Here is a 23,967-nt window from a genome sequence, read left to right as displayed (position 1 = left end):
CCGAGGCGTTTAATCGACGCTGGAGCGTCGGGATCTGCTCCCACGCTGGAGCCTGGGGAGCCAGCCGAAAATCAATGTGTTAGTTTTTTAGTTTTTAGACAGCCTCTCAGTCACCAGTTTTTATCATCACCAATGTATCTTTTACTAGATCCAGGTTAGGAAGCGGGAGAAGCCATCTCATCGACCACGTGAGCTGTCCCATGGCCTTATGAGGGTGTCGCAAAAGCCCCTCTCCCGCCGGGAGAGGGGTTGGGGAGAGGGGGTTAAAAGGCGAGAGGGGGTCAAAGGGCGAAGATCGGTGCCTTTTGCGACACCCTCCTTATTGAACCGACCGGATTACTTTTTCTATACTCAACCAGGTCTTTTGTTGCGTAACACCAGAGCGCCAAGACTTGCTCCCACGAACGAAAAAACAACCCGTTGCTTGGTGTTCTGAACCAACCCAATTACTAGGTCCCTCACCATGCTCAACTCGGCCGCTCAGCTCCCGCAACGTCACCTGATCTCTGTCCGGGAGTACTTCCGCATGGGAGAGACTGGGGTCTTGGATCCCGAGGCATGCTGCGAGCTGATAGAAGGCGAGCTGTTCGATATGCCCCCCATCGGTCCCTCACATTCCAGTAAGGTCATACGCCTCAACCGGCTCTTCTCCCGGATAATCGGCGATCAGGCCATCGTCTCAGTACAAAATCCCACGGTGCTCGGTGATCTCTCAGCCCCCCAACCGGATCTGGCGCTGCTGCGCTGGCAAGAGGATTTCTATGAGCAGGCCCATCCGAGACCGGAGGATATCCTAGTGCTGGTCGAGGTGGCGGACAGCACCCTGGCCCACGACCGTGACCGCAAGCTCCCCCTCCATGCCCGCTTCGCGATCCCGGAGGTCTGGCTCGTCGATGTGGTAGGCAAAGCACTGATTGTGCATCGGGACCCGGAGAACGGGTCGTACCGAACGAGGTTTCAGGTGCAGGACCTATCACATGTCACCATCGCCGCGCTGCCCGACAGCGAGTTGGATCTGCGGTCGCTGTTCTGAACCCTCGCAATTGCCCGCGCTCAGATCAATGTCAACCGCCCCTAATGCCGTGAAAGCTCGATCCGAGCTCCGAGGTCGAGTCCGAGGGTACGGTGTGCATCCCCTTGATTGACTGCCAGCTCCACGAGACCAAAGGCGTCCTCGTACCAAAACGCCTGCCCGGGAGGTACGGCGCAGAAGGTGCGTGCATAGGTGATGTCCCGTCCGCCGACCCTCAGTCGCGCGTCCCGGTCCAGGTCAGCGGCTTGAATCCCGGTGATCAGGTTGCCGTATATGTCTGCATAGACCACTTTGGCGAGCGCATTCGGCCAATCGTTTCCGATCAATAGGCCCCCGTCGAGCTCGATGTAACGCGGGAGCTTGCCGTCGCACAAGCTGGCTGCAATGGGCGCGAACAGGTCCCGGCCGTGGAAGCTCGCCGAGAGGACCTCGGGGCGCCAATCCACCCGCAGGACCCGCACCCGGTCCGCGCGCCGGGCAACCAAGGCCAGAAGGCCGTTGTCCGGGCCGACGTACCAGTCCCCATCGGCCTCGATGGCAAGCGCCGAACGCTCACCACCGACGCCGGGATCGACCACACAGAGATAGAGGGTACGGGCTGGCATGTCCCGTACCAGAGCAGGCAGGAGATAGGCGGCCAGGTCGGCACGGAAGGGTGCAAGATCGGAAATCAGGTCGATGACCGGGACCTGTGGGAGCAATCCTGAGAGGCGCAGCTTCATCTGGCCCACGTAAGGACTGCCCACACCGAAATCCGTTACCAGTGCAATCCGATCGATCGGTTGCATGTGATAGACAAAATCGACCAGGAAGGCGCCTATAACTTTCTTTTCGACTAATCTGTGAAAATCTGCGTAATCTGCGGATCTAAAAACTCAATCCTCGTCGCTCTCGCCGGACTCCGAGCGCGGACGGTCCACCAGCTCCACATAGGCCATGGGGGCCGCGTCTCCGGCGCGAAAGCCACATTTCAAGATGCGCAGGTATCCGCCGGGGCGGGCCTGGTAACGCGGGCCCAGCTCGACGAAAAGCTTGCCGACCGCCTCTTTATCACGCAGACGCGCAAAAGCCAGACGCCGCTTGTGCACGGAATCGGTCTTGGCCAAGGTAATCAGAGGCTCGGCCACTCGCCGCAGTTCCTTCGCCTTGGCTAGCGTGGTCTTGATGAGCTCATGGCGAAACAGTGAGTTGGCCATGTTTCTGAACATGGCATTGCGGTGCGAGCTGGTACGATTGAGATGCCTTCCGGCCTTGCGATGACGCATGGGTTCTTCCCGAATCTATTTGACGACGAACTCCTCGACATTCTCCGGCGGCCAGTTCTCCAGTCGCATGCCGAGGGACAGGCCACGCGTGGCGAGCACATCCTTGATCTCGGTAAGGGATTTTTTGCCGAGATTCGGGGTCTTGAGCAGCTCGACCTCGGTGCGCTGAATCAGGTCCCCGATCAGATAGATGTTCTCCGCCTTGAGGCAGTTCGCCGAGCGCACGGTGAGCTCCAGATCGTCCACCGGCCGCAGCAAAATCGGGTCGATCGACGGTTGCCGGGACTTGTCCTTGGTGCCCTCGTCGACGGGTCGGGTACCTTCCAGGACAATGAAGCTGGAAAGCTGGTCCTGAAGAATGGCCGCCGCCTTCTGGATCGCCCCCTTCGGATCGATGGTACCATTGGTCTCCAGGTCGATCACCAGGCGGTCCATGTCAGTCCGTTGCTCGACGCGGGCGGACTGGACGTCGATGGCGACCCGGCGCACCGGACTGAAGGAAGCATCCAGAGGCAGCTTGCCGATAGGGCGCTCGTTTCCCGCCTCGACCTCCCGCTGGGTAGCCGGCTCGTAGCCGCGACCGCGACGCACGGTCAAGGTCATGCTGAGCTCATTCGCGCCGGTAAGGTTGGCGATGACCAGCTCCGGATTGGCAATCTCTGCGCTGTGATCGAGGGTGATGTCACCGGCGGTTACCGGGCCCGGCCCGGGTTTGGAGAGCGTGAAGGTCGCCTCGTCCTTGCCCGCGAGGGAAATGGCAACCTCCTTGAGGTTGAGCAGGATCTCCAGTACGTCTTCCTGGACCCCTTCCAGCGTCGTGTACTCGTGGAGCACGTCCTGAATCTCCACCTCCGTAACCGCACAACCGGCGATCGAAGAGAGCAGGATACGGCGCAGCGCATTACCCAGGGTATGGCCGAAACCGCGTTCAAGCGGCTCTAACGAGATGCGCGCGTGACTGCGCCTCCCATCGACCTGCTCGACCTTTACGATACGCGGTTTGAGAAAGTCGCCAACAGCATCAGCCATGCAAGGACCCCCTGCGTTTCCTTACTTGGAGTACAACTCCACGATAAGTGATTCGTTGATCTCCGACGGGAGATCCTCGCGGTCCGGGAGCCGTTTGAAGACCCCCTTCAGCGCGTTGGTGTCAACCTCGATCCAATCCGCGAATCCATACTGCTCGGCCAAGGCAATTGCATTTTGGATACGAACCTGCTTCTTGGCCTGCTCTCGAACCTCGATCTGATCCGCTTCGCTGACTTGAAAGGACGGCACATTGATACGCTTCCCATTGACCAGGATGCCCTTGTGACTCACCAATTGCCGCGCCTCCGCCCGGGTGGATCCGAATCCCATCCGGTAGACGACATTGTCGAGGCGACGCTCGAGCAATCGCAACAGGTTCTCACCGGTGGCGCCCTTAGCGCCGGCCGCCTGCTTGTAGTAGTTGCGAAATTGCTTCTCCATCACGCCATAGATGCGGCGTACCTTCTGTTTCTCACGCAGCTGCAGGCCATAGTCGGAGATCCGGCGCCGTCTTTCGCTGGCCTGGCCCGGAACCTTTTCCAGATTGCACTTGCTATCCAGCGAACGGGCGCGGCTCTTCAACGCCAGGTCAGTGCCCTCGCGCCGTGCCAATTTACAGGTAGGACCGGTGTACCTTGCCATCTTCTTAAATCCTATCGAGATCCTATACGCGCCGCTTCTTCGGCGGCCGACAACCATTGTGAGGGATCGGGGTGACGTCCGTAATGCTCGCAATCTTGAAGCCGGCGTTATTGAGCGCCCGCACCGCCGACTCCCGACCGGGCCCAGGTCCCTTGACGTTGACGTCCAGATTCTTCAGCCCGAATTCTCTGACCGCTTGACCGACCCGATCCGCTGCCACCTGAGCCGCGAACGGAGTGCTCTTTCTGGAGCCGCGAAAGCCGGAGCCGCCGGCGGTCGCCCAACCCAGGGCATTCCCCTGCCGGTCGGTGATGGTGATGATGGTGTTGTTGAAAGAGGCATGGATATGGGCAATCCCATCCGCCACTTGCTTTTTGACCTTCTTCTTGGTCCGGGTTGGTTTTGCCATTTTTAGCGTCCGCTTAAGCTTTTCGTCAGGTATTTTTTGTGCGCTGAATTACCCAAAAAAGCACCTACAGTCAGAAATATCGGCCATAGAATATAGACATTATTACTTCAAAGGCCAAAACCAGATCTCTTTCGAGTTAAAGTAACAATTGGAGTTGCATACTGCTGCTGAATTCGATGCATCGATGAGATCAATATGGCCACCACCATAACCGGTAATTTTCCAAAAAAGAACCACTCCCTTTCGACCTGGCACTCCTTTTCGACCTGTCACATTTTTAATGAACTCGGAAGGTTTATATACTTCCGGCTTGCCAAAGACGGTAGACTTCATAAGTTGATCCGCTAATAGCTTTGCACCTGGCTCGATAAGTTTTCCTTTGTGCGGACCATCCTTAATCTTCAAGCGACCAGTAAAATTTACACCGAATTTGATTAATGCGAGACTCATGCGGACTGCACATGTATTTTCATAAGCTGGATTTGTTTTTTTAAATCAGCAAGATTATACCCAATCTCCTTATAAACATCCTCCCCGGACATATAGTTGGAACTGACTCGATCAGATGAATAGTGCTTACTCTTAAGGAGAGCATAATTTACTTTCATTCCCTCCCTCCACAGGGATAACGCCGACTCAGAATATCTTCGACAACGCCGGACGCACGTTCATTGAAACGGCTGCTATCCAGCTTTTTGAACTCCTCGAAAATACGTTCTCGTAATGTAACCGTTTTAAAGGTTCGATAGTCACACCAAGACTTCCCCTCCGTAGTATCCATTACGCCCAGCAAATAAAGTTCGGCATTCTTCCTCTCATCGGCATCTTTACTCATGTATGATCGAAAAAATTTTTGAGCTGTCAAATTAACGCTATCAACCGTCATATGATCTGAACTTATCAAACTCCGAGCATATGCCATTGCAGAGAAGAATATAACCAAGAGGGCGATGACCGAAGTATAAAACCTAATCTCCACGAAACCTTACCTTTTTGTTCGATTTAATCTGCACCCATTCGATCTTGTACTATCAACTCAACAGCTTGCCTGAGATTCTCTTTTGTTTTCTCAAAGGTTTCTCCTTGACCGTTGGCGCCGGGAAACTCCGGGCATATCGCCCAGAAACCTCCTTCCGGAGCTGTCTCGATAATTGCCGTTACTTCAGCTTTCATGTCTAACGCTTAATCGGACGCCGAGGTCCCTTGCGGGTACGGGCATTGGTGCGGGTGCGTTGGCCGCGCAACGGCAGGCCGCGGCGGTGACGGATCCCCCGGTTGCAACCCAGATCCATCAGGCGCTTGATGTTCATGGAGACCTCACGGCGCAGGTCGCCTTCCACCGTATACTTGGTAACTTCCGCGCGTAGCTTGTCGATCTCACCCTCCGAGAGATCCTTGATCTTGGTATCGGTGGCGATACCGGCGGCATCGCAGATCTGCGCCGCACAGGTCCGGCCAACACCATAGATCGACGTCAAGGCGATCACGGTGTGCTTCTTGTCGGGAATGTTGACACCGGCAATACGGGCCATGCTCTTGCCTCCAACTCCGCTTACGTGCGGCCAGCGAAAACTGGGTATGTTACCAAAAGTATGTGGATAATCAATAGAAAGCTGCCAGTCGCCGGCTTCCAGCTACCAGCCATCAGATCGCCGCTAATCCACAATCTCTCCGAAGCGACCGAACCGATTTTCCCATGCTCAATTTAACCGGGCTGTTCCACTGCCGGTAGCTGGCGACTGGTAGCTGGTAGCTGGTAGCTGATCAGCCCTGGCGCTGCTTGTGGCGCGGATCCTTACAGATCACCCGCACCACGCCGTGGCGGCGGATGATCTTGCAGTTGCGGCATATCTTCTTCACCGAGGCCCTGACTTTCATTTCTTCACTCCAATCCTGAATATGTACAAGAGCCTGCCATCGACGTTTTTTCTCACACAAAGTCACAAAGACACGAAGAACGCTTCTCAATTGCCGTTGATAACCTGCAGGATTTCCATCTTAGGCGGAGATACGACGCTGTTACCACCGTCGTTCCCATTTAATCCTTAGTATCCCTTTGTGGCTTTGTGCCTTTGTGTGATGTTCTTACCGGGGCATCACCGGATCATGCCGGCGCCGGGGGCCTTGAGATTGGCCTTTTTCATCAGGCCCTCGTACTGGTGCGACATCAAGTGCGCTTGGATCTGGGCCATGAAATCCATGACCACCACCACCACGATCAACAGCGAGGTACCCCCGAAATAGAAGGGCACATTCCAACCCACGATCAGGAACTCCGGCAACAGGCACACGGCGGTAATGTAGATGGCACCGGCCGTCGTCAGTCGTGTCATCACGGTGTCGATGTACCGCGCCGTCTGCTCGCCGGGACGAATGCCCGGAATGAAGGCCCCGGACCGCTTCAGATTGTCCGCCGTCTCCTTGGCGTTGAACACTAATGCTGTGTAGAAGAAGCAAAAGAAGATGATGGCCAAGGCATAGAAGATGACGTACACCGGCTCGCCGGGGGAGAGTTTGCTGGTGATCTCGGCCAACCAGCGGAAGTCCTCGGATTGGCCGAACCACTGCCCCAGGGTACCGGGAAACAGGATGATGCTGGAGGCGAAGATGGGCGGGATCACGCCCGCCATGTTCAGCTTCAAGGGCAAGTGGGTGCTCTGAGCGGCCATCAGCCGGCGTCCCTGCTGGCGGCGCGCATAGTTGACCGTAATCCGGCGCTGACCGCGTTCGACGAAGACGACAAAGGCGGTCACCCCCAGGGCCAGCACAAAGAGGGCGAGCACCGCGAGCGCGTTCATCTCGCCGGTGCGTACCAGCTCCAGGGTACCGCCGATGGCTGCGGGCAGTCCGGCGACGATACCGGCGAAGATGATCAGCGAGATGCCGTTACCGATACCCCGCTCCGTGATCTGCTCGCCGAGCCACATCAGAAACATGGTTCCCGTGACCAGGGAGACGGTCGCCGTGAATACGAATCCGTAGCCGGAGGTTACAACGATTGCCGAGCCCCCTGCGGTCTGGCCCTGCAGGGCGACAGAGATGCCGATGGCCTGGAAGGTCGCCAAGGCCACCGTGCCGTAGCGCGTATATTGGGTGATCTTGCGCCGTCCCGACTCGCCCTCCTTCTTGAGCTGCTCCAGCTTCGGAATCACCGCCGTCATCAGCTGCATGATGATGGAGGCCGAGATATAGGGCATGATGCCCAGGGCGAACAAGCTGGCACGCTCCAGGGCACCGCCCGAGAACATGTTGAACATATCCAGGATCGAGCCTTGGTTCTGATCGAACAGATAGGCCAAGGCCTCCGGATTGACGCCGGGCACCGGAATGAAGGTGCCGATCCGATACACGAGCAGCGCGCCGAGCACGAACAGCAACCGTTGGCGCAGCTCCGTAAGCCGCCCCATACCGCTGAGTGCGCCGAGCATAGCTGAGCTGTTTCCAGCCATCAGAGGTATACCGCCTAAGCCTTTTGAAAGGGTTCGGAACTAGGGGCTGTTGACATAATCGTCGTGCCAACCGCTAATAGGATAAGATTAATAGGATTTCCAGGATTAACAGGATTAACAGGATCTTATAACTGATTATTCAGAAAAATAATCCTGGAAATCCTGTTAATCCTGTACTATTAGGAGACAAGCCCAGAGGTTAGGGTTTACTCCTTTTCGACCGTGCCGCCCACCACCTCGATGGCGGCACGCGCACCCTTGGTGACCACCAGGCCATGTACCCGGAGGGCACGATCGAGAACTCCGGAGGCGATGATCTTGACGTGCCTGATCCTGCCTGAGATCAGACCCGCCTTCCGCAGGGCCGCAAGATCGACCACATCGCCATCGATACCGGCGAGTTCATGCAACCGGATTTCGTCTTTGAGCTGTGCCTTGCGCGAGCGAAAACCCACCTTGGGCAGGCGGCGCTGCAAAGGCATCTGGCCACCCTCGAACCCCGCCTTGAGGTAACCACCGCCGGAACGGGATTTTTGACCCTTGTGACCACGCCCACAGGTCTTGCCGTAGCCGCTACCGATACCGCGACCGACGCGCTTGGCGGTACGCTTGCTGCCCGGCGCGGGCCGGATGTCATTGAGGCGCATCGGGTGTTTCCTCCACCACCTTGACCATATAGGAGACCTTGTTCACCATGCCGCGGGTCGCCGGCGTGTCCTCGACCTCCACCACCTGGTGCATGCGCCGTAACCCGAGACCGCGCACGCACGCCTGATGTGTCGCCAGTCGACCGCCCAGGCCACGCACCAGGGTGACCTTCATCATCTGCTTGTCCGTCATCGTCTACCCCAAAATCTCCTCGACCGTCTTGCCGCGTTTCGCGGCCACGTCCTCGGCATTCAACATGCCCCGAAGACCCTTGATGGTAGCCTGGACCACGTTGATCGGGTTATTGGTTCCGATACACTTCGCCAATACATTCTGTACCCCAAGCACCTCGAACACCGCGCGCATGGCACCCCCCGCGATGATGCCGGTACCCTCGGAGGCGGGTTTCATGAAGACCCGCGCCGCGCCGTGACGGCCGACCATGGGGTATTGCAGGGTCGTGCCATTGAGCTTGACCTCGACCAGGTTTTTGCGCGCACCCTCCATGGCCTTCTGGATGGCTACCGGGACCTCGCGCGCCTTGCCGGTGCCGTAGCCGACCTGACCCTTGCCGTCGCCCACTACGGTCAGGGCCGAGAAGCCGAACTGACGACCGCCTTTGACCACCTTGGCAACCCGGTTCACCGCCACCAGCTTTTCGAGTAAGCCGTCACCTTCCGGCTTAGGATTGTAGTTCGCCATCTTTAAGCCCCTAGAATTGCAACCCGTTTTCCCGCGCCGCTTCCGCCAGGGCCTTGACCCGGCCATGGTAGCGGAAGCCGGAGCGATCGAATGCCACCGTTTTGACACCTGCCGACTTGGCGCGCTCGGCAATGATCTTGCCGATAACCGCCGCGGCTCCTGCATTGCCCGCATGTCCTGTGCTCGACTGGCGGTACTGCTTCTCCAGGGTGGAGGCACTGGCAACCACCCGGCTAGCGTCCGGATCGATGATCTGGGCATAGATGTGACGGGGGGTACGGAAGACACACAGACGATAAGCACCCAGCTCCCGGATTTTGGCGCGGGCCCGCGCCGCGCGGCGCATACGAGCTTGCTTCTTGTCCATCCCCTACCCTCTATTTCTTCTTCGCTTCTTTGCGCAGGACCTGCTCGTCCGCGTAGCGCACGCCCTTACCCTTGTAGGGCTCCGGCGGACGGAAGCCACGAATCTCGGCGGCCACCTGTCCTACCAACTGCTTGTCGGCACCACTCACGACGATCTCCGTGGGGGAAGGGGTCGTAATCTGCACCCCCTCGGGCACCGGATAATCGATCGGGTGCGAGAAGCCCAGACTCAGGTTCAGGACCTTGCCCTTCGCCTGGGCACGGTAGCCGACACCGACCAGGGTCAACTTGCGATCAAAACCGCTCCCACAGCCGATGACCATGTTATTGACCAGGGCCCGGGTAGTCCCCGCCAGGACCCAGGACGCCTTGGCCTCGTCGATCGGCTTCACCTTCAGCTCGCCCTGGTCCTGGGTGACGCTGACCTTGGGGTGGACGCGCCAGGACAGATTGCCCTTGGCCCCCTTGACTTTGACGTCTTGTCCGGAAATCTCCACCGCGACCCCCTTGGGGACAGCAATGGGCGCTTTGGCTATACGTGACATCGCTCGCCTCCTTACCTTTTAGGCAACATAGGCGAGGATTTCGCCGCCGTGTCCGGCCGCCCGGGCCGCCCGGTCAGACATCAGGCCCTTGGACGTAGAGACGATGGCAACGCCCAATCCGCCCATGACCTGCGGCAATGCGTCCTTACCCCGGTAGATGCGAAGCCCCGGACGGGAGACCCGCCTGAGGAGATCGATAGCCGGTTTACCACGGTAGTATTTGAGCCTGACGACCAGCTGCGGTTTCTTGGTCTCCGACTCGACGCTTACCTCATCGAGGTAGCCTTCCTCCTTGAGAAGATTGGCGATTGCCACCTTCTGCTTGGACGACGGCATGGCAATGGCGACCTTGCCGCGGGCCTGCCCGTTGCGGATGCGGGTCAGCATATCCGCGATGGGATCCGACATACTCATGTGCAATTCCTCGGGTCAGACCGCCATTAGGGCGCGATACCCTTTGTTTGAACTTTTAGCCGCAAATAAACGCAAATGGACGCAAATGTTTTTTAAAAGATTCATTAGCATCCGGTCATTATTAGACTAACCGTCTCCTTTATTATAATCTCAACTTTTGATTCTTTTCCCTGATATTTGCCATGAACATGAATTGACTCATGCTCATTGCTATAGAATAGTATCATGATGCCAAGACACGTATAAATTTTCGGCATATTCTATATATCAATCTCGTTTTCTTCACACCATTTTAGAAGCACCGATTGCTCTCGCCGGTTTTCAGAATTATACCATAATAAATCTTTCCCGTTGACTTATCCAGCAGTGCGGAATTTTCGTCATAGCCTGAGGAACTTATGAACATCAATGCATCTTCTATATCACTGAATATTTTACTTTTCACAATTTTTTCTTTTCCATCTTCAAATTCAATCGGATCAAGGCTACATCCTTCCAAGTCATACTCATCAAAAACATTTTCAGGTATGGAATAAGGAGGACCATTGTAATTCCTGGAGTCCTCTTGATCGAGAGGAATCGCTACAACAACTCGGGTTCCAATATCCGTGCAACGCCACTTGCCGGTTGCCGTATGGAATTCTATCCCTAATTTAAATTCTTCTTTTTTCATGTTTTCTCTTGTATAACAGCCAACAGCTTGGCTCAGGCACCCAATGCTGCACGGCACTGAGCCTGAAAGTTACTGAGGAGTTAGACCGCAGCATTGGGTTGAAATGTCAGGCACATGAGCTGTGAAAAACGACCCAGCAATTGAACCTGTCCCTTTTCCCCTATTGTTTAGCTGACACTTATATTGCCTGCCGCAATAAATGGGCCGGCAGCGACAAGCTTTTTATTCCTGGAATCTACCTTCATATTTAAACCTTCCAAAGTACGTGCACCTAATAACTGAAGATCACCTTTTTGGGCGAAAACCACTTCATCTGTTGTAAATTCTTTGCCAACGCGAACAATAGCAAAGCCTACTGAACGAGTGATTTCCTGACCATTGGCCATTTTAAATCTTAAATCTTTCTTTTCCGTATCTATTCCAATTTTTTCTAAATGCTGATAATTAATCCACGTGAGATCACTTCCTGTATCAACCAATATCTTAGGAATACGTACTTTACGCTTCCTCTCTTGCTGGTTTTCAATAAGACAACCCACACTAAACAATCCCATTTTTTCCTCCGTTTTTCCGCGTTTTTGCGAGCCTTCGATTTTCCTTTTATTGGGGGCAGGTCTTCAGGATTGGCTTGTTTAAGTGTCTCAAAGTTCTTTTGCCTTACCTTGAGCCATTTCTGCATGTGCTCTAGCAATCAAGTCATTAAACTTGCCGGCTCGATAATCACTGGCAATTTGTTGATCCCAAAGTTCGTTTTCATATTCGGAAAACCACTCCCGAAATGCTGTAAAATCTTCGGCTGGTAGAGAACAAATTCTTGATTCCAACTCTTCAACTTCACTCACGGTCATTACGCTTCATTTCTATTTTTCGGGGAGTAGTAAACGGCGAGTCACCGTGTTTGAAAGAGATTCTAACCCATTGATTATCCAGACACACCGTTGACGAAAATCGTATTTTTCAAAGTGCCTTCACTGATGAGAGTTTGATTTTTACTCGGATTCCAGTTATAGGTCTTCATAAGAAGGACCTGAATCCGTAGTCATTTTCACTTAACTATGCTGTTGATGAGTTCTTGGACGACGAGCTGGTATACCGTGAAGCATACCCTCTACACTTATATCTTCATCAATATCAGACCAATGAATACCTTGACCATCTCCAATGATTTCATAGTGTTGACGCTGCTCGGCCGTTGCTTCTGATAGACGCCATGACCAAGTAAGCGGTACGCTTATAGTACGGCCATCAGCAAGAAAGACCATAATCTCATCCTCAGTGATATATACGTCCAATAGTCTAGGTTCAACCAGTTCAACCGCAATGTTCATTCCATGCCTCCAAAATCTGACTCAGGTTCGATTGAATTAATTTGCGAATTCCATTTAGCTCTTTTGGAGAAAACCCACAGTTTTTGCTCAATATGATGGGTTCAAGCCAATATTTGCATACTAATTTTTCGCGTTGCACATGAACGTGCTTTGGTTCATTACAATCAAAACTGTAAAAGAAAAAACGATAAGGACCGTGGATGTTTTTGACTGTCGGCACCTGTGGTTATCCTTTTCAGACGGTGTTTATAATCATCACCTAGAGGGCCAAAACCTGTCGCAGTACCAAGTCCGCCTTCTCCACATCTAGGGCAATCCCAATCATCTTGAGTCCACTATTGGTCTGATATTTTGTAGAATTCATCACACCTTAGATATAATCCGGGATAGCAATTACAACTTTCACAGAAACCATATAAAGTGTCACCGCAGGCCTTACAATACAAATTCCCGTAACTAATTGGCTTACCGCAAACGTTTCGTGGCGCTAGAGCGCCTGGACTTGCTCCCACGCTGGAGCGTGAGAGCCAGAGAGTTTACTTTTTCAGGATCTTGTCGACCTTATCCTTGGTATCTTTCCGCGGGTCCTTACCGCTGCCTCCCTGCCTGTTCTCATAGGGTCGCGATGGATTGCGTTCGATCCGGCCATCATTACCCGGCGTATTCGGGCCTTTGCCACGGTTATCACCCATGTTTATGCTCCTATTTTACAGTTGACATACTCGGGTTCAATACCGAGATTGCGGAACTTCTCCCCTGCCAAGGCCTCGGTCTCCGCCTTGCTGTTGGCGGTGACGTGGACCATTTCGTCTCATTCCTACGCTCCACAGACTGTGAAAGTATTCGGTTTTCCCGGAAGCGGTGGGATGAAGTTACCATATTTCACGCTGAATTCTGATCACTTGTGGGGCAGAGGAAAAGTGGGGCAGAGGAAAAGGATTCTCGGCTAAATGAGAGAGATTATGTTGCCTTATCCCTGACACTCTGAAAATCCAGTAATACTTTCACAGTCTCTCCAGCGTGGGAGCCAGAGACATATAAAGAGTATAACTAGTACACCGTTTCACATGATTTTGCATGTTTACGCTGCCACCCGCAGCCAGGTAGGTTGGGCAAAGCCGCAGGGACGCGGCGTGCCCAACATTCTACGAACTACGAACCTACCTGCAATATCAAGTGAAATGAGGTACTAGACAGAGTATCAGTATATCGTATTAGGTAGAATCTCCCTATTTCTGCATATTTGGAATGGCTCTTTATGGATTCCGGACTGCTTTGGAGTGCGCCGGCAAAGCGGCGCGGCTGTACCGAACCTCAGCTACGGGGGATACCAGCGGCATTGGTCGGGAATCCGGGCACTCAGGTTCCACCCGCGCCGCGGTGACGGCGCTTTCCCCTGGCTGCAACAGCTTTGTTGGGAATAGATACCTCGCCAATGACGGGGGGGTATGCCGAAAACAGCGGGGTGGCGGATACCCGAGAGCGGCAACCTATTGATTTAAAGACACTTTTCAAGCGGAACAACTCTAATGTTCATTTATGACCAAAAGGTGCCAACCGGGACCGAGCCATTACCGCAATTATGGGCTAGCGCCCCACATCCGCTGTACGGATAGCCTCCACACTACAGCAGCGCCCCACTGGCGAGTCCAACATGAGCCAAGTGCAGACCCATGTCCGCCGATATACCCCCGAGGGGGGCTGAACGGTTATCACCAACTAGCCTTCACCAGACCCGGCACATCGCCCCGCATGACAGCCTCGCGCAGCTTGTTGCGGCTCAGGCCGAATTTACGGTAGACGGCATGGGGACGACCGCTTACCCGACAGCGCCGTTGGCGGCGACAGGGACTGGCGTTCCGCGGCAGCTTCTGCAACTTTATAAGCGCCTCGTTCAGCTCCTCGCGGCTTGCGCTCCGGTCATTGATAACGGCCTTCAAGGCCGTGCGTTTGGCCACATACTTGGCTGCGACCTGTGCGCGCTTGACTTCCCGCGCCACCATGCTTTTTTTCGCCATATCGGGTTCTCAGGTCCTGAAGGGAAACTTGAAGGCCTCGAGCAACGCCCGCCCCTCTTCATCGGTGGGTGCACTCGTGGTGATGGTGATGTCCAAACCGCGCAAGGTGTCGATCTTGTCGTAATCGATCTCCGGAAACACGATTTGCTCTTTTATGCCTAGGCTGTAGTTTCCGCGTCCATCGAACGCCTTGGCGCTCAAGCCCCGGAAATCACGGACGCGCGGGATCGCGATGTTGATCAGCCGATCGAGAAACTCGTACATGCGCTCGCGCCGCAGCGTGACCTTGCAACCGACGGCCCAGCCTTCACGGATCTTGAACGCGGCGACTGATTTTCGCGCCTTGGTCACGATGGGCCGCTGACCTGAGATCAAGCGCAGGTCGGAGACCGCATTCTCCATCACCTTCTTGTCGGCGATGGCCTCACCTACTCCCATGTTGAGGGTGATCTTCTCGACCCGCGGCACCTGCATGAGGGTACGGTAGCCGAATCTGTCCATGAGCCGGTCGACCACCTCCTCGCGATACGCTGTCTGTAATCTGGACATGACGGCATACCTCAAACGTCGACCACTTCACCGTTGGACTTGAACACCCGCACCTTGCGGCCATCCTCGAGGCGCTTGAAACCCACCCGATCCGGACCATCCTTCTCCGGGTTGTAGAGCCCCACGTTCGACACATGCAGAGGCATCTCCTTATCCATGATGCCACCGGGTAGATTACGTTGGGGATTGGGCTTCTGATGCTTCTTGGCCATGTTGAGGTTCTCGACGATGACCCGATCTTTGTCGAGTACCCGCAGCACGGACCCGCGCATTCCCTTGTCTTTGCCGGTGAGGACGACGACGTCGTCACCCTGTCTGATCTTGCGCATGGGTTGATCTCTATTTAACCGCTTCAGTACAGCAGTATCGCTAATATGGGAATCATGTTTTTCCGCAAATGAGCGCAAATAAACGCAAATCGTCCGCAAAAGATCACATTATCTTTTTCATCCGCAGATTACACAGATTTCCACAGATTGTTTCGTTTTTAATCTGCGAGAATCTGCGTAATCTGCGGATAGATTAAAGCGACCGGATCATTTTTCCCATACTCAATTTTATTCAGCCAAAATTTCGAGTTTGTACTCACCAAGATGTTCGACCTTGAGGATACCTTTTTCCGGCATACAGCTCGGTGAATTCAAATGTGCTTCCAGTTTACTCCACATACCCTAAACCTACGATCCCTAACATAGGTTTGGCAACTCGTTACAGCAATTCCCTTTACACAAATATCTCTCGTTAATTAGTTTATCATTATATAAATACCCCGCCCCTCCGGCTATTATCTCCTTTTTAAGCATGTTACAAAGGGTACAACTCTATTATATTTCTACTTTGTCACATTCCAGAATAACCAAACTGATTCATAAGGAATTCTGTAAAATAACAAAATCCAGAAAAGCAGCAATAGGCCACTCGTGACAAAGTAGAACTATAGGACTTCCGGCGCCAACGAGACGATCTTCATAAAGTGCTCACTGCGCAGCTCCCTGGTCACCGGTCCGAAGATGCGGGTTCCGATGGGCTGCATCTGGTTGTTGAGCAAGACCGCGGCATTGCCGTCGAAGCGTATCGCGGACCCGTCCGGACGCCGCACGCCTTTCTTGGTGCGCACCACCACCGCGCTGAATATATCGCCCTTCCTGACCTTGCCGCGCGGGATGGCGTCCTTCACCGTAACCTTGATCACATCGCCGATACCGGCATAGCGCCGGTGCGAGCCACCGAGCACCTTGATGCACTGCACGCGCTTGGCGCCGCTGTTGTCGGCAACGCCCAGATTGGTCTGCATCTGAATCATCTATTCTACCTCACTGCACTGCGATGCAATGCCCTTGTCTGTGCGTAACAAAATCAACTTTGCCGAGAAAGCGTTTTTGCGCATGTTTTCCTTCCTGAGAATTCCGACTACAACCTTTCGTCCTCCAACGATCCCCATCCAGCTTCTCAATGAGCTTACGGATTTTCAATTTATCCCGGGATCTGCTCATGATGAGTATCCGATCACCCAGAGTATAGGCAGATGGATCGATCTTTATCCAGGCCACATCCCCCTGACAAATCCCGTAATCACTCATTGAGTCACCCTCCGCAATCACTGGAAAGTGCATTTGCACCTCAGGATCCTCAGACAACAATTCATCGGGCACTCCGACAAACATCTTTCCCTTTGTCTTTCTTATCGTTTCCCAATCTATGTCATCCGTTGAAAGCGGTATGTCCGGGCCTCTCCCCGGCTCGTCGAACTCACCGCAATTGGCCACCGGCAAGGGTACATCATCCGAAACTGCCAGATACTTTTTGTAAGTAACGGTGTTCCTTTTCCGTAGGTAATAAACAATGAGCAGGCTGATCAAGCCAAGAGCCGTGATTTCCAGTACTAGGTCCATAACACGTCCCCTTCGTGTAGCCAAATAGTCCCACTAGCTTATGGAGAGTCAGCAAGCTATTCAGCTCGCCTCGACCGTTCACCGAAAACCGAGCATTGGTCCAAGAACACTGACACCTTTACGAATACCATCGGCACTGTTATGAATCCAAGCCACCACATCGGCAAGGAATTCACATATAAAAACGGCCCAACCATAAGCACCCCCAAGATACCTGCCACCCAAGAAATCGTTCTAGAGTGCTCCGATAGGGAGTCATAACAGGCACCGATTTCTAGTAACATCAGAAAAAACAGAGTCACCAAAGGTGCAGCCGTCGCCGATGTATCCAATTGGTTAGCAAACCACAATCCACCTCCACGCCAAGAAACATGAGCGTGAAAAATCGATAGTACAACAAGCAATACCCATACCAACGCTGCCAGAGAAAGGAGGAACTTCCTTCCTACCGCAACGCGGCGACCTATGACCGGAGGTTTTTCCCCCATATTTCAACCGCCTCCCAGTAAGCTCCCATGTCACCCCACCCTTTCCAGAATATCCATGACCCGCCAGGATTTGGTCTTGGAGAGCGGACGGCACTGCTCAACGGTCACCAGATCGCCCGGATTACATTCGTTGGCCTCGTCATGGGCGTGGATCTTGGTCGAGCGGCGGATGAACTTGCCGTACAACGGGTGCTTTACACGCCGTTCCACCCTCAGGGTGATAGTCTTATCCATGGCATTGCTGACCACGCGCCCGGTCAATCTGCGGTTCTTTTTCGCTTCCTCGCTCATTTGCCTGCCTTCAGTTCGGTCATCAGGGTCTTGACGCGGGCGATATCGCGCCGCACCGCACGTATTTGCGAGGGGCGCGAGAGCTGCCCGGTTCCCTTCTGCATCCGCAGATTGAATTGCTCTCTGAGCAGTTCCTCGAGCTGGGTCCGGAGTTCCCCGGCGCTGCTGGTTCTCAGATCGTTCGCCTTCATCACATCACCGTCCGCTGTGCAAAGGTGGTCCGGACGGGTAATTTCGCTGCCGCCAATCCAAACGCCTCGCGGGCCAGAGACTCGGGTACGCCTTCGATCTCGTAGAGCACCTTGCCCGGCTGGACCAAGGCGACCCAGTACTCCACATTGCCCTTGCCCTTACCCATACGCACCTCCAAGGGTTTCTTGGAGACGGGCTTGTCGGGAAACACCCGGATCCACAGCTTCCCGCCGCGTTTGACCTTGCGCGTGATGGTGCGGCGCGCGGCCTCGATCTGGCGCGCGGTCAGCCGCCCCCGCGAGACAGCCTTGATACCGTATTCGCCGAAGTTGACCCGATTGCCGGCCTGGGCCAGACCCCGGTTGCGCCCTTTGTGCTGTTTGCGGAATTTGGTTCGCTTCGGTTGCAGCATGGATCAGCCCCTTGCGCGACGAGCGGTCTTTCCGGCGACCGGCTCTTCCGCTTCTTGACCTGCAAACACTTCGCCTTTGAAGATCCACACCTTGACGCCGAGCACGCCATAGGTCGTCTTCGCCTCGGCGAGGCCGTAATCGATGTCCGCACGCAGGGTGTGTAAAGGCACCCGCCCCTCGCGATACCATTCGCTGCGGGCGATCTCCGCACCGTTCAGGCGTCCGGCAATGTTGATCCGAATCCCCCCGGCGCCTAGTCGCATGGAGTTCTGCACCGCCCGTTTCATGGCCCGCCGAAACATGACGCGGCGCTCGAGCTGCCCGGCGACATTTTCCGCCACCAGGCAGGCATCGAGCTCCGGCTTGCGGATCTCCTCGATGCTGATATGCACCGGGACCCTCATCCTCTCGGACACCTCCTTGCGCAGCCGGTCGATGCCTTCTCCCTTCTTGCCGATCACCACCCCTGGGCGCGCCGTGTGAATAGTGATGTGGGCATTCTTGGCCGGACGGTCGATCTGGATACGGCTGACGGACGCCTGGGCGAGGCGCCTCTTGATGAAATCCCGCACCTGAAGATCCGTGTTGAGAAGGTCCGCATAGTCTTTGGAAGCGGCGTACCACTTGGACGTCCAGTCTTTGACGATCCCTAGACGGATGCCGGTTGGATGTACTTTCTGACCCATAATATTCAGCTCTCGGCGACAGTCACGCTGATGTGGCTGGTACGCTTGAAAATCCGGCCCGCCCGGCCCTTGGCGCGGGCCCGGATACGCTTCATGACCGACCCCTCGTTGACCTGGACCCTTGCCACCTTGAGCTCATCGACATCCGCACCTTCGTTATGCTCCGCGTTGGCGATGGCCGATTCCAGGACCTTCCTGATGATTCCGGCCCCCTTCTTGGGGCTGAATACCAGCAGGTTTATGGCCTGTTCCACCTGCAGACCACGGATCTGATCGGCCACCAGGCGCGCCTTCTGCGCCGAGATGCGGGCATGCCTGATGCTTGCTGCGGCCTGCATGTGCCTGTCCTCGCTTATCTCTTGGGCCTACTTCTTGGCCTTGCGGTCGGCTGCGTGTCCCCGGTAGGTACGGGTCAGCGCAAACTCACCGAACTTGTGCCCGATCATGTTCTCGTTGACTAGGACAGGGACGTGTTGTCGCCCGTTGTGCACCGCGATGGTCAAGCCGACCATCTCCGGCAACACCATGGAGCGGCGCGACCAGGTCTTGATGGGGCGCTTGCTGTTTTGGGCAACCGCCTCTTCCACCTTCTTCATCAGGTGGTGATCGACAAAGGGTCCCTTGCGGATGGAACGTGCCACTTGCTCAACCTCAATTAAACTAAATGCGCTTTCTGCGCCCCTTGGTATTCCTCTCCCCCGGGAGAGGGCGGAGTGAGGGCTATTTCTTACCGCGGCGACGCACGATCATCCCGTCGGTGCGCTTATTGCTGCGGGTCTTGTGGCCCTTGGTAGGGACCCCCCAGGGCGTGACCGGATGACGGCCACCCGAGGTCCGGCCCTCACCGCCGCCGTGGGGGTGATCGACCGGATTCATGACCACCCCGCGGACGGTGGGACGCTCCCCGCGCCAACGCTTGGCGCCCGCCTTGCCCAGCTTGCGCAGGCTGTGCTCGGCGTTGCCGACCTCGCCGACCACCGCGCGGCACTCGGCAAAGATCTTGCGCATCTCCCCGGAACGCATGCGCAGCGTGGCATGCCGACCTTCACGGGCGATGAGCTGGGCGGAGCTGCCGGCCGCCCGGGCGAGCTGCGCGCCTTTACCCGGACGCATCTCGATACAGTGCACCAGGGTACCCAAGGGGATATTGCGCAACGGCAGGCAATTGCCTGCGCTGATGGGCACATCCTCGCCCGCCTGTACCCGATCTCCGCGCTTGAGACCCTTGGGCGCTATGATGTAGGCGCGTTCTCCATCCAGATACTTGAGCAGGGCCAGGTTGGCGCTGCGATTCGGGTCGTACTCGATTCGCTCGACAACCGCGGGTACACCCTCCTTGTTACGCTTGAAGTCGACCACCCGATAGCGCCGCTTGTGTCCGCCACCACGATGGCGCACAGTGATGCGACCCTTGTTGTTACGCCCGCCGGACCGGTGCTTTTTCTCCAGCAGCGGACCGAACGGATCGCCTTTGTGGAGCTCCGGCGTTACCACCTTGACCACGAAGCGCCGGCCTGGAGAAGTCGGATTGGTCTTTACGATTGCCATTTTGGATCGTCCTGGCTAATACCCTTACCGATAACATCGAGCCGGCAGGATGCCCACGGAAAATTTAGCCGCAAATAAACGCAAATGGCCGCAAATAAAAGTAAATAGGCCAAGAACCGTCGATGATAGCGAACTGATCTCGACTGATTGGCGTTTATTTGCGTTCATTTGCGGCAAAAAAGAATTCCAATGGAAAAACCAAATGAGACTCACGCTCGTTCCCAACGCTCCAGCGTGGGAATGCCGTCTTGTCCGCTCCAGCGGACTGTACCCCCGGTGCCAATAGGCGTTGGCTGTGCTACCTGGCCACTTATCGACGCTGGAGCGTGGGAGCCAGCAGTATTGAACTCAGGGGCGGCATTTCTTACTGTCCCCTGGAATGCTAACCTTTTTCCTCATGCTTTTTCATATACCTTCAAAAAATTACTTCGTGAAATACTAGACTGAGTACAGATAGATCTTAAGGTTGAAGATTTTAATCGGCTATGATTTGGCATTGTTAATGGAGTTTTCGATCCATCCGGGTTAGCTCTTATCATCACAATATGCTCTTTTTCTCCAACGATCTCAAAACCAAGAAGCTTCAAGGTTTTTAACACTTTGGTTTTAGGGGCATCTCTAGGAAATTTAGGCATCAAACAGGAACTTGTGCTTCCGCGACAAAAGCTTCCATTATTGGTTCTTCTTCCTCAAAAACCGTGTTGCCGAATGTTTCTATATGGAATTGGATTGCGGATTTGACATTTGAAAGCGCTTCTTCGTATGTATCCCCCTCACTCACGACGACTCCTTTCAGTCCCAAAGGGTATGACACATAGCCATCAGGATGTTTTTCAACAACAACTTTAAATTCTCTCATCTTATTCTCCTATTCAATATTCGGCAGTAGCCACGTAGCAACCCGACATGGCATAACCGGCTATCCCTTATCCGCTAGCGGACCATGCCCCTCTTGCTGGCCTATCTGGTCGCTTATCGACGCTGGAGCGTCGGGATTTGCTCCCACGCTGGAGCGTGGGAGCCAGCAGAGATTTGCGTTTATTTGCGTTCATTTGCGGACTAAAAACCCAAAAAAAATCCTCTTCAAACTAAGTCTCAAGCCCCACCGCCGAAGTCGATCTCATGGCCGGGCTGCAGCCGCACATAGGCCTTGCGCCAGCCCGGCCGTTTGCCCAGACGTTGCCGGAAGCGTTTGCGCTTGCCCTTCACGTTGAGCACCTGAACCCGGTCCACCTTGACATCGAACATCAGCTCTACGGCCCGGCCGATCTCGCGCTTGTGGGCGTCCGGGACGACCCGAAACGCATACCGGGCACTCGCCTCCGCAGCGATGTTGGCCTTCTCGGAGATGATCGGACTCAGCAGCACCTGCATCAAGCGCTCGCGGTTCATGCCAGCCGTTCCTCCAGCTTGCGGACCGCACCTTCGGTCAGGAGCAGCTTGTCGAACGCGATCATACTCACCGGATCCACCTCCTGCGCCGTCATCACGTCCACTTGGATGAGATTGCGCGCCGCCAGGAACAAGGGCTCATCGAAACCCGCGGTCACGAGCAGGACATCCGTGACACCCAACTCCCGTAGCTTTTGCACCAGTTCCCTGGTTTTAGGCGCCGTCAACTTGAGCTCGGGCAATACCAGCAGGCGATCCTGGCGAACCAGCTCCGAGAGGATCGAGCGGACGGCGCCACGATACATCTTACGGTTCACCTTCTGGGACCAATCCCGCGGCCGGGCGGCAAAGGTCACGCCCCCGCCGCGCCATATGGGGCTGCGCCTAGTGCCGGCCCGCGCCCGGCCGGTGCCTTTCTGCCGGTAGGGCTTGCTACCGCCGCCGGCCACCGCGGAGCGATTCTTCTGGGCCTTGGTGCCCGCACGTGTACCCGCCATGTAGGCGGTCACCACCTGGTGGATGAGACCCGGCTTGTACTCGGCGCCGAACACCTGGTCTGAAACCTGTAGACCGGCGGCGCTGTCGTTGTGAATCACGAGCTCCATGTCCGATCAACTCTTGTTCTTGTGCTTGTGCTTGACGGACGGCGCTTGCTTGACGGATGGCATTATGATCAACCGCCCCCCGACCGGGCCTGGGACCCCACCCTTTACCAGGAGCAGGTTGCGGTCGGTATCGACACGCACGACCTCGAGGTTCTGCTGGCAGCGGTTGACGTTGCCCATCTGACCAGCCATCCGCTTGCCCTTGAACACCCGTCCGGGCGTTTGACACTGACCGATCGAGCCCGGAGCGCGATGGGAGACGGAGTTGCCATGGCTATCGTCCTGGCTCCGGAAGTTGTGGCGGCGGATACCGCCTGCGAACCCTCGACCTTTGGACACGCCACGCACATCGACCTTCTGCCCGATCTCGAACATATTGATCTTGATTTCCTGACCGGCAGTGAGCTCCTCGCCCTCGTGCTCGTCGAGACGGAGCTCCCCCAGCATATCGCCGGCCGCTACCTTGGCCTTGCGAAAATGACCCGCCGCCGGCTTGTTGACGCGCGATGCCTTGCGCGAACCGACGGTCACCTGTACCGCTCGGTACCCGTCGTTGTCCTGGGTCTTGACCTGGGAGACGCGGTTCGGCGGCACCGCGATAACCGTCACGGGAAGGGTGACACCCTCCTCGGTGAAGATCCGGGTCATGCCTGCTTTGCGTCCGATCACCCCAATCGCCATGGTCGTTTCCTCAGCTGGTAGTGGTAAATTTTTAGGTAGTGCCTAACCGGTTGAACGCTACCAGCAATGCTTCAAGCTCTGTGCCGTTATCCAATGGTACAGGATTAACAGGATTTCCAGGATTGACAGGATTTTTCTTCGTTTTAAAAAGAATCCTGTTAATCCTGAAAATCCTATTAATCCTGTCCTATTGGAACTTTGCAATGAGCATCCGGAACAGGATCACTACATATTGAGCACTACCAATTTTTAAACCGCTACCCCTTAGCTTAGTTTGATCTGCACATCCACGCCAGCGGCCAAATCCAGCTTCATCAGCGCATCTACCGTCTTGTCGGTGGGATCGATGATGTCCATCAGCCGCTTATGGGTACGCAGCTCATATTGGTCCCGGGCATCCTTATTGACGTGGGGCGAGATCAGTAGGGTGAAACGCTCCTTTTTGGACGGCAAGGGTACCGGGCCTCGAATCTGGGCCCCGGTTCGCTTCGCCGTATCGACGATCTCCCGCGCTGACTGGTCGATCAGTCGGTGGTCGAATGCCTTGAGGCGGATCCGAATTCTCTGGTTTGCCATCTATTTCACTTTTTTCACTCGGCAGAAGGCGGTTCGTTCCTCACTCGATGACCTTGGCGACCACACCGGCCCCGACCGTGCGCCCACCCTCGCGCACCGCAAACCGCAGCCCTTCTTCCATGGCGATCGGCGC

Annotated in this window: 43 protein-coding genes and 1 pseudogene; 1 reads left to right on the top strand and 43 read right to left on the bottom strand. The window is 55.3% G+C overall.

The window, feature by feature from the left end; genetic code table 11:
* Window positions 1-463 precede the first annotated feature (463 nt).
* Window positions 464-1,033 carry a Uma2 family endonuclease gene (locus BQ17_RS18670; protein WP_089729712.1) on the top strand — a complete coding sequence of 190 codons (570 nt, stop codon included), beginning with the start codon at window positions 464-466 and terminating at the stop codon, window positions 1,031-1,033.
* A 41-nt stretch (window positions 1,034-1,074) separates the two neighbouring features.
* On the opposite strand, the gene BQ17_RS18665 is transcribed toward BQ17_RS18670, so the two are convergent.
* From BQ17_RS18665 to BQ17_RS18465, 43 genes and pseudogenes are all read right to left on the bottom strand, one after another.
* Window positions 1,075-1,821 (bottom strand): SAM hydrolase/SAM-dependent halogenase family protein, encoded by a 747-nt coding sequence (locus BQ17_RS18665; RefSeq protein ID WP_089729710.1) that lies wholly within the window; start codon window positions 1,819-1,821, stop codon window positions 1,075-1,077.
* Between the two features lie 87 nt (window positions 1,822-1,908).
* Window positions 1,909-2,298 carry a 50S ribosomal protein L17 gene (gene rplQ, locus BQ17_RS18660; RefSeq protein ID WP_089729707.1) on the bottom strand — a complete coding sequence of 130 codons (390 nt, stop codon included), beginning with the start codon at window positions 2,296-2,298 and terminating at the stop codon, window positions 1,909-1,911.
* Window positions 2,299-2,313: 15 nt separating this feature from the next.
* Window positions 2,314-3,327: a DNA-directed RNA polymerase subunit alpha gene (locus BQ17_RS18655; protein ID WP_089729705.1), complete on the bottom strand. Its 1,014-nt coding sequence runs from the start codon at window positions 3,325-3,327 to the stop codon at window positions 2,314-2,316.
* Window positions 3,328-3,348: 21 nt separating this feature from the next.
* Window positions 3,349-3,969 (bottom strand): 30S ribosomal protein S4, encoded by a 621-nt coding sequence (gene rpsD / locus BQ17_RS18650; RefSeq protein WP_089729703.1) that lies wholly within the window; start codon window positions 3,967-3,969, stop codon window positions 3,349-3,351.
* Window positions 3,970-3,991: 22 nt separating this feature from the next.
* Complete coding sequence (gene rpsK / locus BQ17_RS18645; protein ID WP_089729701.1) at window positions 3,992-4,378, bottom strand: 30S ribosomal protein S11; 387 nt, start codon at window positions 4,376-4,378, stop codon at window positions 3,992-3,994.
* 102 nt (window positions 4,379-4,480) lie between these two features.
* A pseudogene (locus BQ17_RS18640) lies at window positions 4,481-4,840 on the bottom strand (T6SS effector amidase Tae4 family protein); the annotation flags it as partial.
* 142 nt (window positions 4,841-4,982) lie between these two features.
* Window positions 4,983-5,357: a Rap1a/Tai family immunity protein gene (locus BQ17_RS22960; protein ID WP_089729699.1), complete on the bottom strand. Its 375-nt coding sequence runs from the start codon at window positions 5,355-5,357 to the stop codon at window positions 4,983-4,985.
* A 23-nt stretch (window positions 5,358-5,380) separates the two neighbouring features.
* Complete coding sequence (locus BQ17_RS21130; protein WP_141699366.1) at window positions 5,381-5,551, bottom strand: type II toxin-antitoxin system HicB family antitoxin; 171 nt, start codon at window positions 5,549-5,551, stop codon at window positions 5,381-5,383.
* 2 nt (window positions 5,552-5,553) lie between these two features.
* Window positions 5,554-5,910 carry a 30S ribosomal protein S13 gene (gene rpsM, locus BQ17_RS18630; protein WP_089729696.1) on the bottom strand — a complete coding sequence of 119 codons (357 nt, stop codon included), beginning with the start codon at window positions 5,908-5,910 and terminating at the stop codon, window positions 5,554-5,556.
* A 232-nt stretch (window positions 5,911-6,142) separates the two neighbouring features.
* Window positions 6,143-6,256, bottom strand: coding sequence for a 50S ribosomal protein L36 (gene rpmJ / locus BQ17_RS18625; protein ID WP_089729694.1), 114 nt, complete (start codon window positions 6,254-6,256; stop codon window positions 6,143-6,145).
* Window positions 6,257-6,474: 218 nt separating this feature from the next.
* Window positions 6,475-7,806 (bottom strand): preprotein translocase subunit SecY, encoded by a 1,332-nt coding sequence (gene secY / locus BQ17_RS18620; protein ID WP_424945077.1) that lies wholly within the window; start codon window positions 7,804-7,806, stop codon window positions 6,475-6,477.
* A 227-nt stretch (window positions 7,807-8,033) separates the two neighbouring features.
* Window positions 8,034-8,474, bottom strand: coding sequence for a 50S ribosomal protein L15 (gene rplO, locus BQ17_RS18615; RefSeq protein WP_089729690.1), 441 nt, complete (start codon window positions 8,472-8,474; stop codon window positions 8,034-8,036).
* Window positions 8,461-8,667, bottom strand: coding sequence for a 50S ribosomal protein L30 (gene rpmD / locus BQ17_RS18610; RefSeq protein WP_089729688.1), 207 nt, complete (start codon window positions 8,665-8,667; stop codon window positions 8,461-8,463). The genes rplO and rpmD overlap by 14 nt, the downstream gene beginning before the upstream one ends.
* Window positions 8,668-8,670: 3 nt before the next feature.
* Window positions 8,671-9,177, bottom strand: a complete 507-nt coding sequence (rpsE, locus tag BQ17_RS18605; RefSeq protein ID WP_089729686.1) for a 30S ribosomal protein S5 — start codon at window positions 9,175-9,177, stop codon at window positions 8,671-8,673.
* Between the two features lie 10 nt (window positions 9,178-9,187).
* Window positions 9,188-9,544, bottom strand: coding sequence for a 50S ribosomal protein L18 (gene rplR / locus BQ17_RS18600; RefSeq protein ID WP_089729684.1), 357 nt, complete (start codon window positions 9,542-9,544; stop codon window positions 9,188-9,190).
* A 10-nt stretch (window positions 9,545-9,554) separates the two neighbouring features.
* The gene (rplF, locus tag BQ17_RS18595; RefSeq protein WP_089729682.1) at window positions 9,555-10,088 is read right to left on the bottom strand and encodes a 50S ribosomal protein L6; all 534 of its coding nucleotides are present in this window, start codon (window positions 10,086-10,088) and stop codon (window positions 9,555-9,557) included.
* A gap of 18 nt (window positions 10,089-10,106) precedes the next feature.
* The gene (gene rpsH, locus BQ17_RS18590) at window positions 10,107-10,502 is read right to left on the bottom strand and encodes a 30S ribosomal protein S8 (RefSeq protein WP_089729681.1); all 396 of its coding nucleotides are present in this window, start codon (window positions 10,500-10,502) and stop codon (window positions 10,107-10,109) included.
* Between the two features lie 104 nt (window positions 10,503-10,606).
* On the bottom strand, window positions 10,607-10,729 hold the full coding sequence (locus BQ17_RS24445; RefSeq protein WP_218068350.1) for a DUF4160 domain-containing protein: 123 nt from the start codon (window positions 10,727-10,729) through the stop codon (window positions 10,607-10,609).
* A gap of 65 nt (window positions 10,730-10,794) precedes the next feature.
* Window positions 10,795-11,175 (bottom strand): hypothetical protein, encoded by a 381-nt coding sequence (locus BQ17_RS22160; RefSeq protein ID WP_176722513.1) that lies wholly within the window; start codon window positions 11,173-11,175, stop codon window positions 10,795-10,797.
* 167 nt (window positions 11,176-11,342) lie between these two features.
* Complete coding sequence (locus tag BQ17_RS18575; RefSeq protein ID WP_089729679.1) at window positions 11,343-11,729, bottom strand: aspartyl protease family protein; 387 nt, start codon at window positions 11,727-11,729, stop codon at window positions 11,343-11,345.
* Window positions 11,730-11,816: 87 nt separating this feature from the next.
* Complete coding sequence (locus BQ17_RS18570) at window positions 11,817-12,017, bottom strand: hypothetical protein (protein WP_089729713.1); 201 nt, start codon at window positions 12,015-12,017, stop codon at window positions 11,817-11,819.
* Between the two features lie 207 nt (window positions 12,018-12,224).
* Complete coding sequence (locus BQ17_RS18565; protein ID WP_089729677.1) at window positions 12,225-12,503, bottom strand: DUF2442 domain-containing protein; 279 nt, start codon at window positions 12,501-12,503, stop codon at window positions 12,225-12,227.
* Window positions 12,487-12,642: a DUF4160 domain-containing protein gene (locus BQ17_RS24440; RefSeq protein WP_369406492.1), complete on the bottom strand. Its 156-nt coding sequence runs from the start codon at window positions 12,640-12,642 to the stop codon at window positions 12,487-12,489. The genes BQ17_RS18565 and BQ17_RS24440 overlap by 17 nt, the downstream gene beginning before the upstream one ends.
* A 397-nt stretch (window positions 12,643-13,039) precedes the next feature.
* On the bottom strand, window positions 13,040-13,195 hold the full coding sequence (locus BQ17_RS22155; RefSeq protein ID WP_176722512.1) for a hypothetical protein: 156 nt from the start codon (window positions 13,193-13,195) through the stop codon (window positions 13,040-13,042).
* A 1,020-nt stretch (window positions 13,196-14,215) separates the two neighbouring features.
* Complete coding sequence (rpsN, locus tag BQ17_RS18555; RefSeq protein WP_089729673.1) at window positions 14,216-14,521, bottom strand: 30S ribosomal protein S14; 306 nt, start codon at window positions 14,519-14,521, stop codon at window positions 14,216-14,218.
* Window positions 14,522-14,530: 9 nt separating this feature from the next.
* Complete coding sequence (rplE, locus tag BQ17_RS18550; RefSeq protein WP_089729671.1) at window positions 14,531-15,070, bottom strand: 50S ribosomal protein L5; 540 nt, start codon at window positions 15,068-15,070, stop codon at window positions 14,531-14,533.
* 11 nt (window positions 15,071-15,081) lie between these two features.
* Window positions 15,082-15,399, bottom strand: a complete 318-nt coding sequence (rplX, locus tag BQ17_RS18545) for a 50S ribosomal protein L24 (RefSeq protein ID WP_089729669.1) — start codon at window positions 15,397-15,399, stop codon at window positions 15,082-15,084.
* 605 nt (window positions 15,400-16,004) lie between these two features.
* Window positions 16,005-16,373 carry a 50S ribosomal protein L14 gene (gene rplN, locus BQ17_RS18540; RefSeq protein WP_089729667.1) on the bottom strand — a complete coding sequence of 123 codons (369 nt, stop codon included), beginning with the start codon at window positions 16,371-16,373 and terminating at the stop codon, window positions 16,005-16,007.
* Window positions 16,374-16,383: 10 nt separating this feature from the next.
* Window positions 16,384-16,962 (bottom strand): hypothetical protein, encoded by a 579-nt coding sequence (locus BQ17_RS18535; RefSeq protein WP_089729665.1) that lies wholly within the window; start codon window positions 16,960-16,962, stop codon window positions 16,384-16,386.
* 518 nt (window positions 16,963-17,480) lie between these two features.
* A complete protein-coding gene (rpsQ, locus tag BQ17_RS18530) occupies window positions 17,481-17,741 on the bottom strand; it encodes a 30S ribosomal protein S17 (RefSeq protein WP_089729663.1) in 261 nt (86 codons plus the stop codon).
* Window positions 17,738-17,932 carry a 50S ribosomal protein L29 gene (gene rpmC, locus BQ17_RS18525; protein WP_089729661.1) on the bottom strand — a complete coding sequence of 65 codons (195 nt, stop codon included), beginning with the start codon at window positions 17,930-17,932 and terminating at the stop codon, window positions 17,738-17,740. The genes rpsQ and rpmC overlap by 4 nt, the downstream gene beginning before the upstream one ends.
* A complete protein-coding gene (gene rplP, locus BQ17_RS18520) occupies window positions 17,932-18,345 on the bottom strand; it encodes a 50S ribosomal protein L16 (RefSeq protein ID WP_089729659.1) in 414 nt (137 codons plus the stop codon). The genes rpmC and rplP overlap by 1 nt, the downstream gene beginning before the upstream one ends.
* A gap of 3 nt (window positions 18,346-18,348) precedes the next feature.
* Complete coding sequence (gene rpsC / locus BQ17_RS18515; protein ID WP_089729658.1) at window positions 18,349-19,032, bottom strand: 30S ribosomal protein S3; 684 nt, start codon at window positions 19,030-19,032, stop codon at window positions 18,349-18,351.
* A 5-nt stretch (window positions 19,033-19,037) separates the two neighbouring features.
* A complete protein-coding gene (gene rplV, locus BQ17_RS18510) occupies window positions 19,038-19,370 on the bottom strand; it encodes a 50S ribosomal protein L22 (RefSeq protein WP_089729656.1) in 333 nt (110 codons plus the stop codon).
* Window positions 19,371-19,397: 27 nt separating this feature from the next.
* Window positions 19,398-19,673 carry a 30S ribosomal protein S19 gene (rpsS, locus tag BQ17_RS18505; RefSeq protein ID WP_089729655.1) on the bottom strand — a complete coding sequence of 92 codons (276 nt, stop codon included), beginning with the start codon at window positions 19,671-19,673 and terminating at the stop codon, window positions 19,398-19,400.
* 79 nt (window positions 19,674-19,752) lie between these two features.
* Window positions 19,753-20,580, bottom strand: coding sequence for a 50S ribosomal protein L2 (gene rplB, locus BQ17_RS18500; RefSeq protein ID WP_089729653.1), 828 nt, complete (start codon window positions 20,578-20,580; stop codon window positions 19,753-19,755).
* A 395-nt stretch (window positions 20,581-20,975) separates the two neighbouring features.
* Complete coding sequence (locus tag BQ17_RS18495) at window positions 20,976-21,215, bottom strand: type II toxin-antitoxin system HicA family toxin (RefSeq protein WP_089729651.1); 240 nt, start codon at window positions 21,213-21,215, stop codon at window positions 20,976-20,978.
* A complete protein-coding gene (locus tag BQ17_RS18490; protein WP_089729649.1) occupies window positions 21,215-21,439 on the bottom strand; it encodes a type II toxin-antitoxin system HicB family antitoxin in 225 nt (74 codons plus the stop codon). Before BQ17_RS18490 ends, BQ17_RS18495 begins: the two co-directional genes overlap by 1 nt.
* A gap of 236 nt (window positions 21,440-21,675) precedes the next feature.
* Window positions 21,676-21,972, bottom strand: coding sequence for a 50S ribosomal protein L23 (gene rplW / locus BQ17_RS18485; protein WP_089729647.1), 297 nt, complete (start codon window positions 21,970-21,972; stop codon window positions 21,676-21,678).
* Window positions 21,969-22,577, bottom strand: a complete 609-nt coding sequence (gene rplD / locus BQ17_RS18480) for a 50S ribosomal protein L4 (protein WP_089729645.1) — start codon at window positions 22,575-22,577, stop codon at window positions 21,969-21,971. Before rplD ends, rplW begins: the two co-directional genes overlap by 4 nt.
* 6 nt (window positions 22,578-22,583) lie before the next feature.
* Entirely contained in the window at window positions 22,584-23,258 is a 675-nt protein-coding gene (gene rplC, locus BQ17_RS18475; protein ID WP_089729642.1) for a 50S ribosomal protein L3, read from the bottom strand.
* A gap of 264 nt (window positions 23,259-23,522) precedes the next feature.
* Window positions 23,523-23,834, bottom strand: a complete 312-nt coding sequence (gene rpsJ, locus BQ17_RS18470) for a 30S ribosomal protein S10 (protein WP_089729640.1) — start codon at window positions 23,832-23,834, stop codon at window positions 23,523-23,525.
* A gap of 40 nt (window positions 23,835-23,874) precedes the next feature.
* Window positions 23,875-23,967: EF-Tu C-terminal domain-related protein (locus tag BQ17_RS18465; protein WP_369406491.1), on the bottom strand; the 93-nt coding region annotated here is incomplete at its 5' end.

It is taken from the genome of Candidatus Thiosymbion oneisti (assembly GCF_900092655.1).
GTDB lineage: Bacteria > Pseudomonadota > Gammaproteobacteria > Chromatiales > Chromatiaceae > Thiosymbion > Thiosymbion oneisti.
This window is presented reverse-complemented; position numbering and strand designations above follow the sequence as displayed.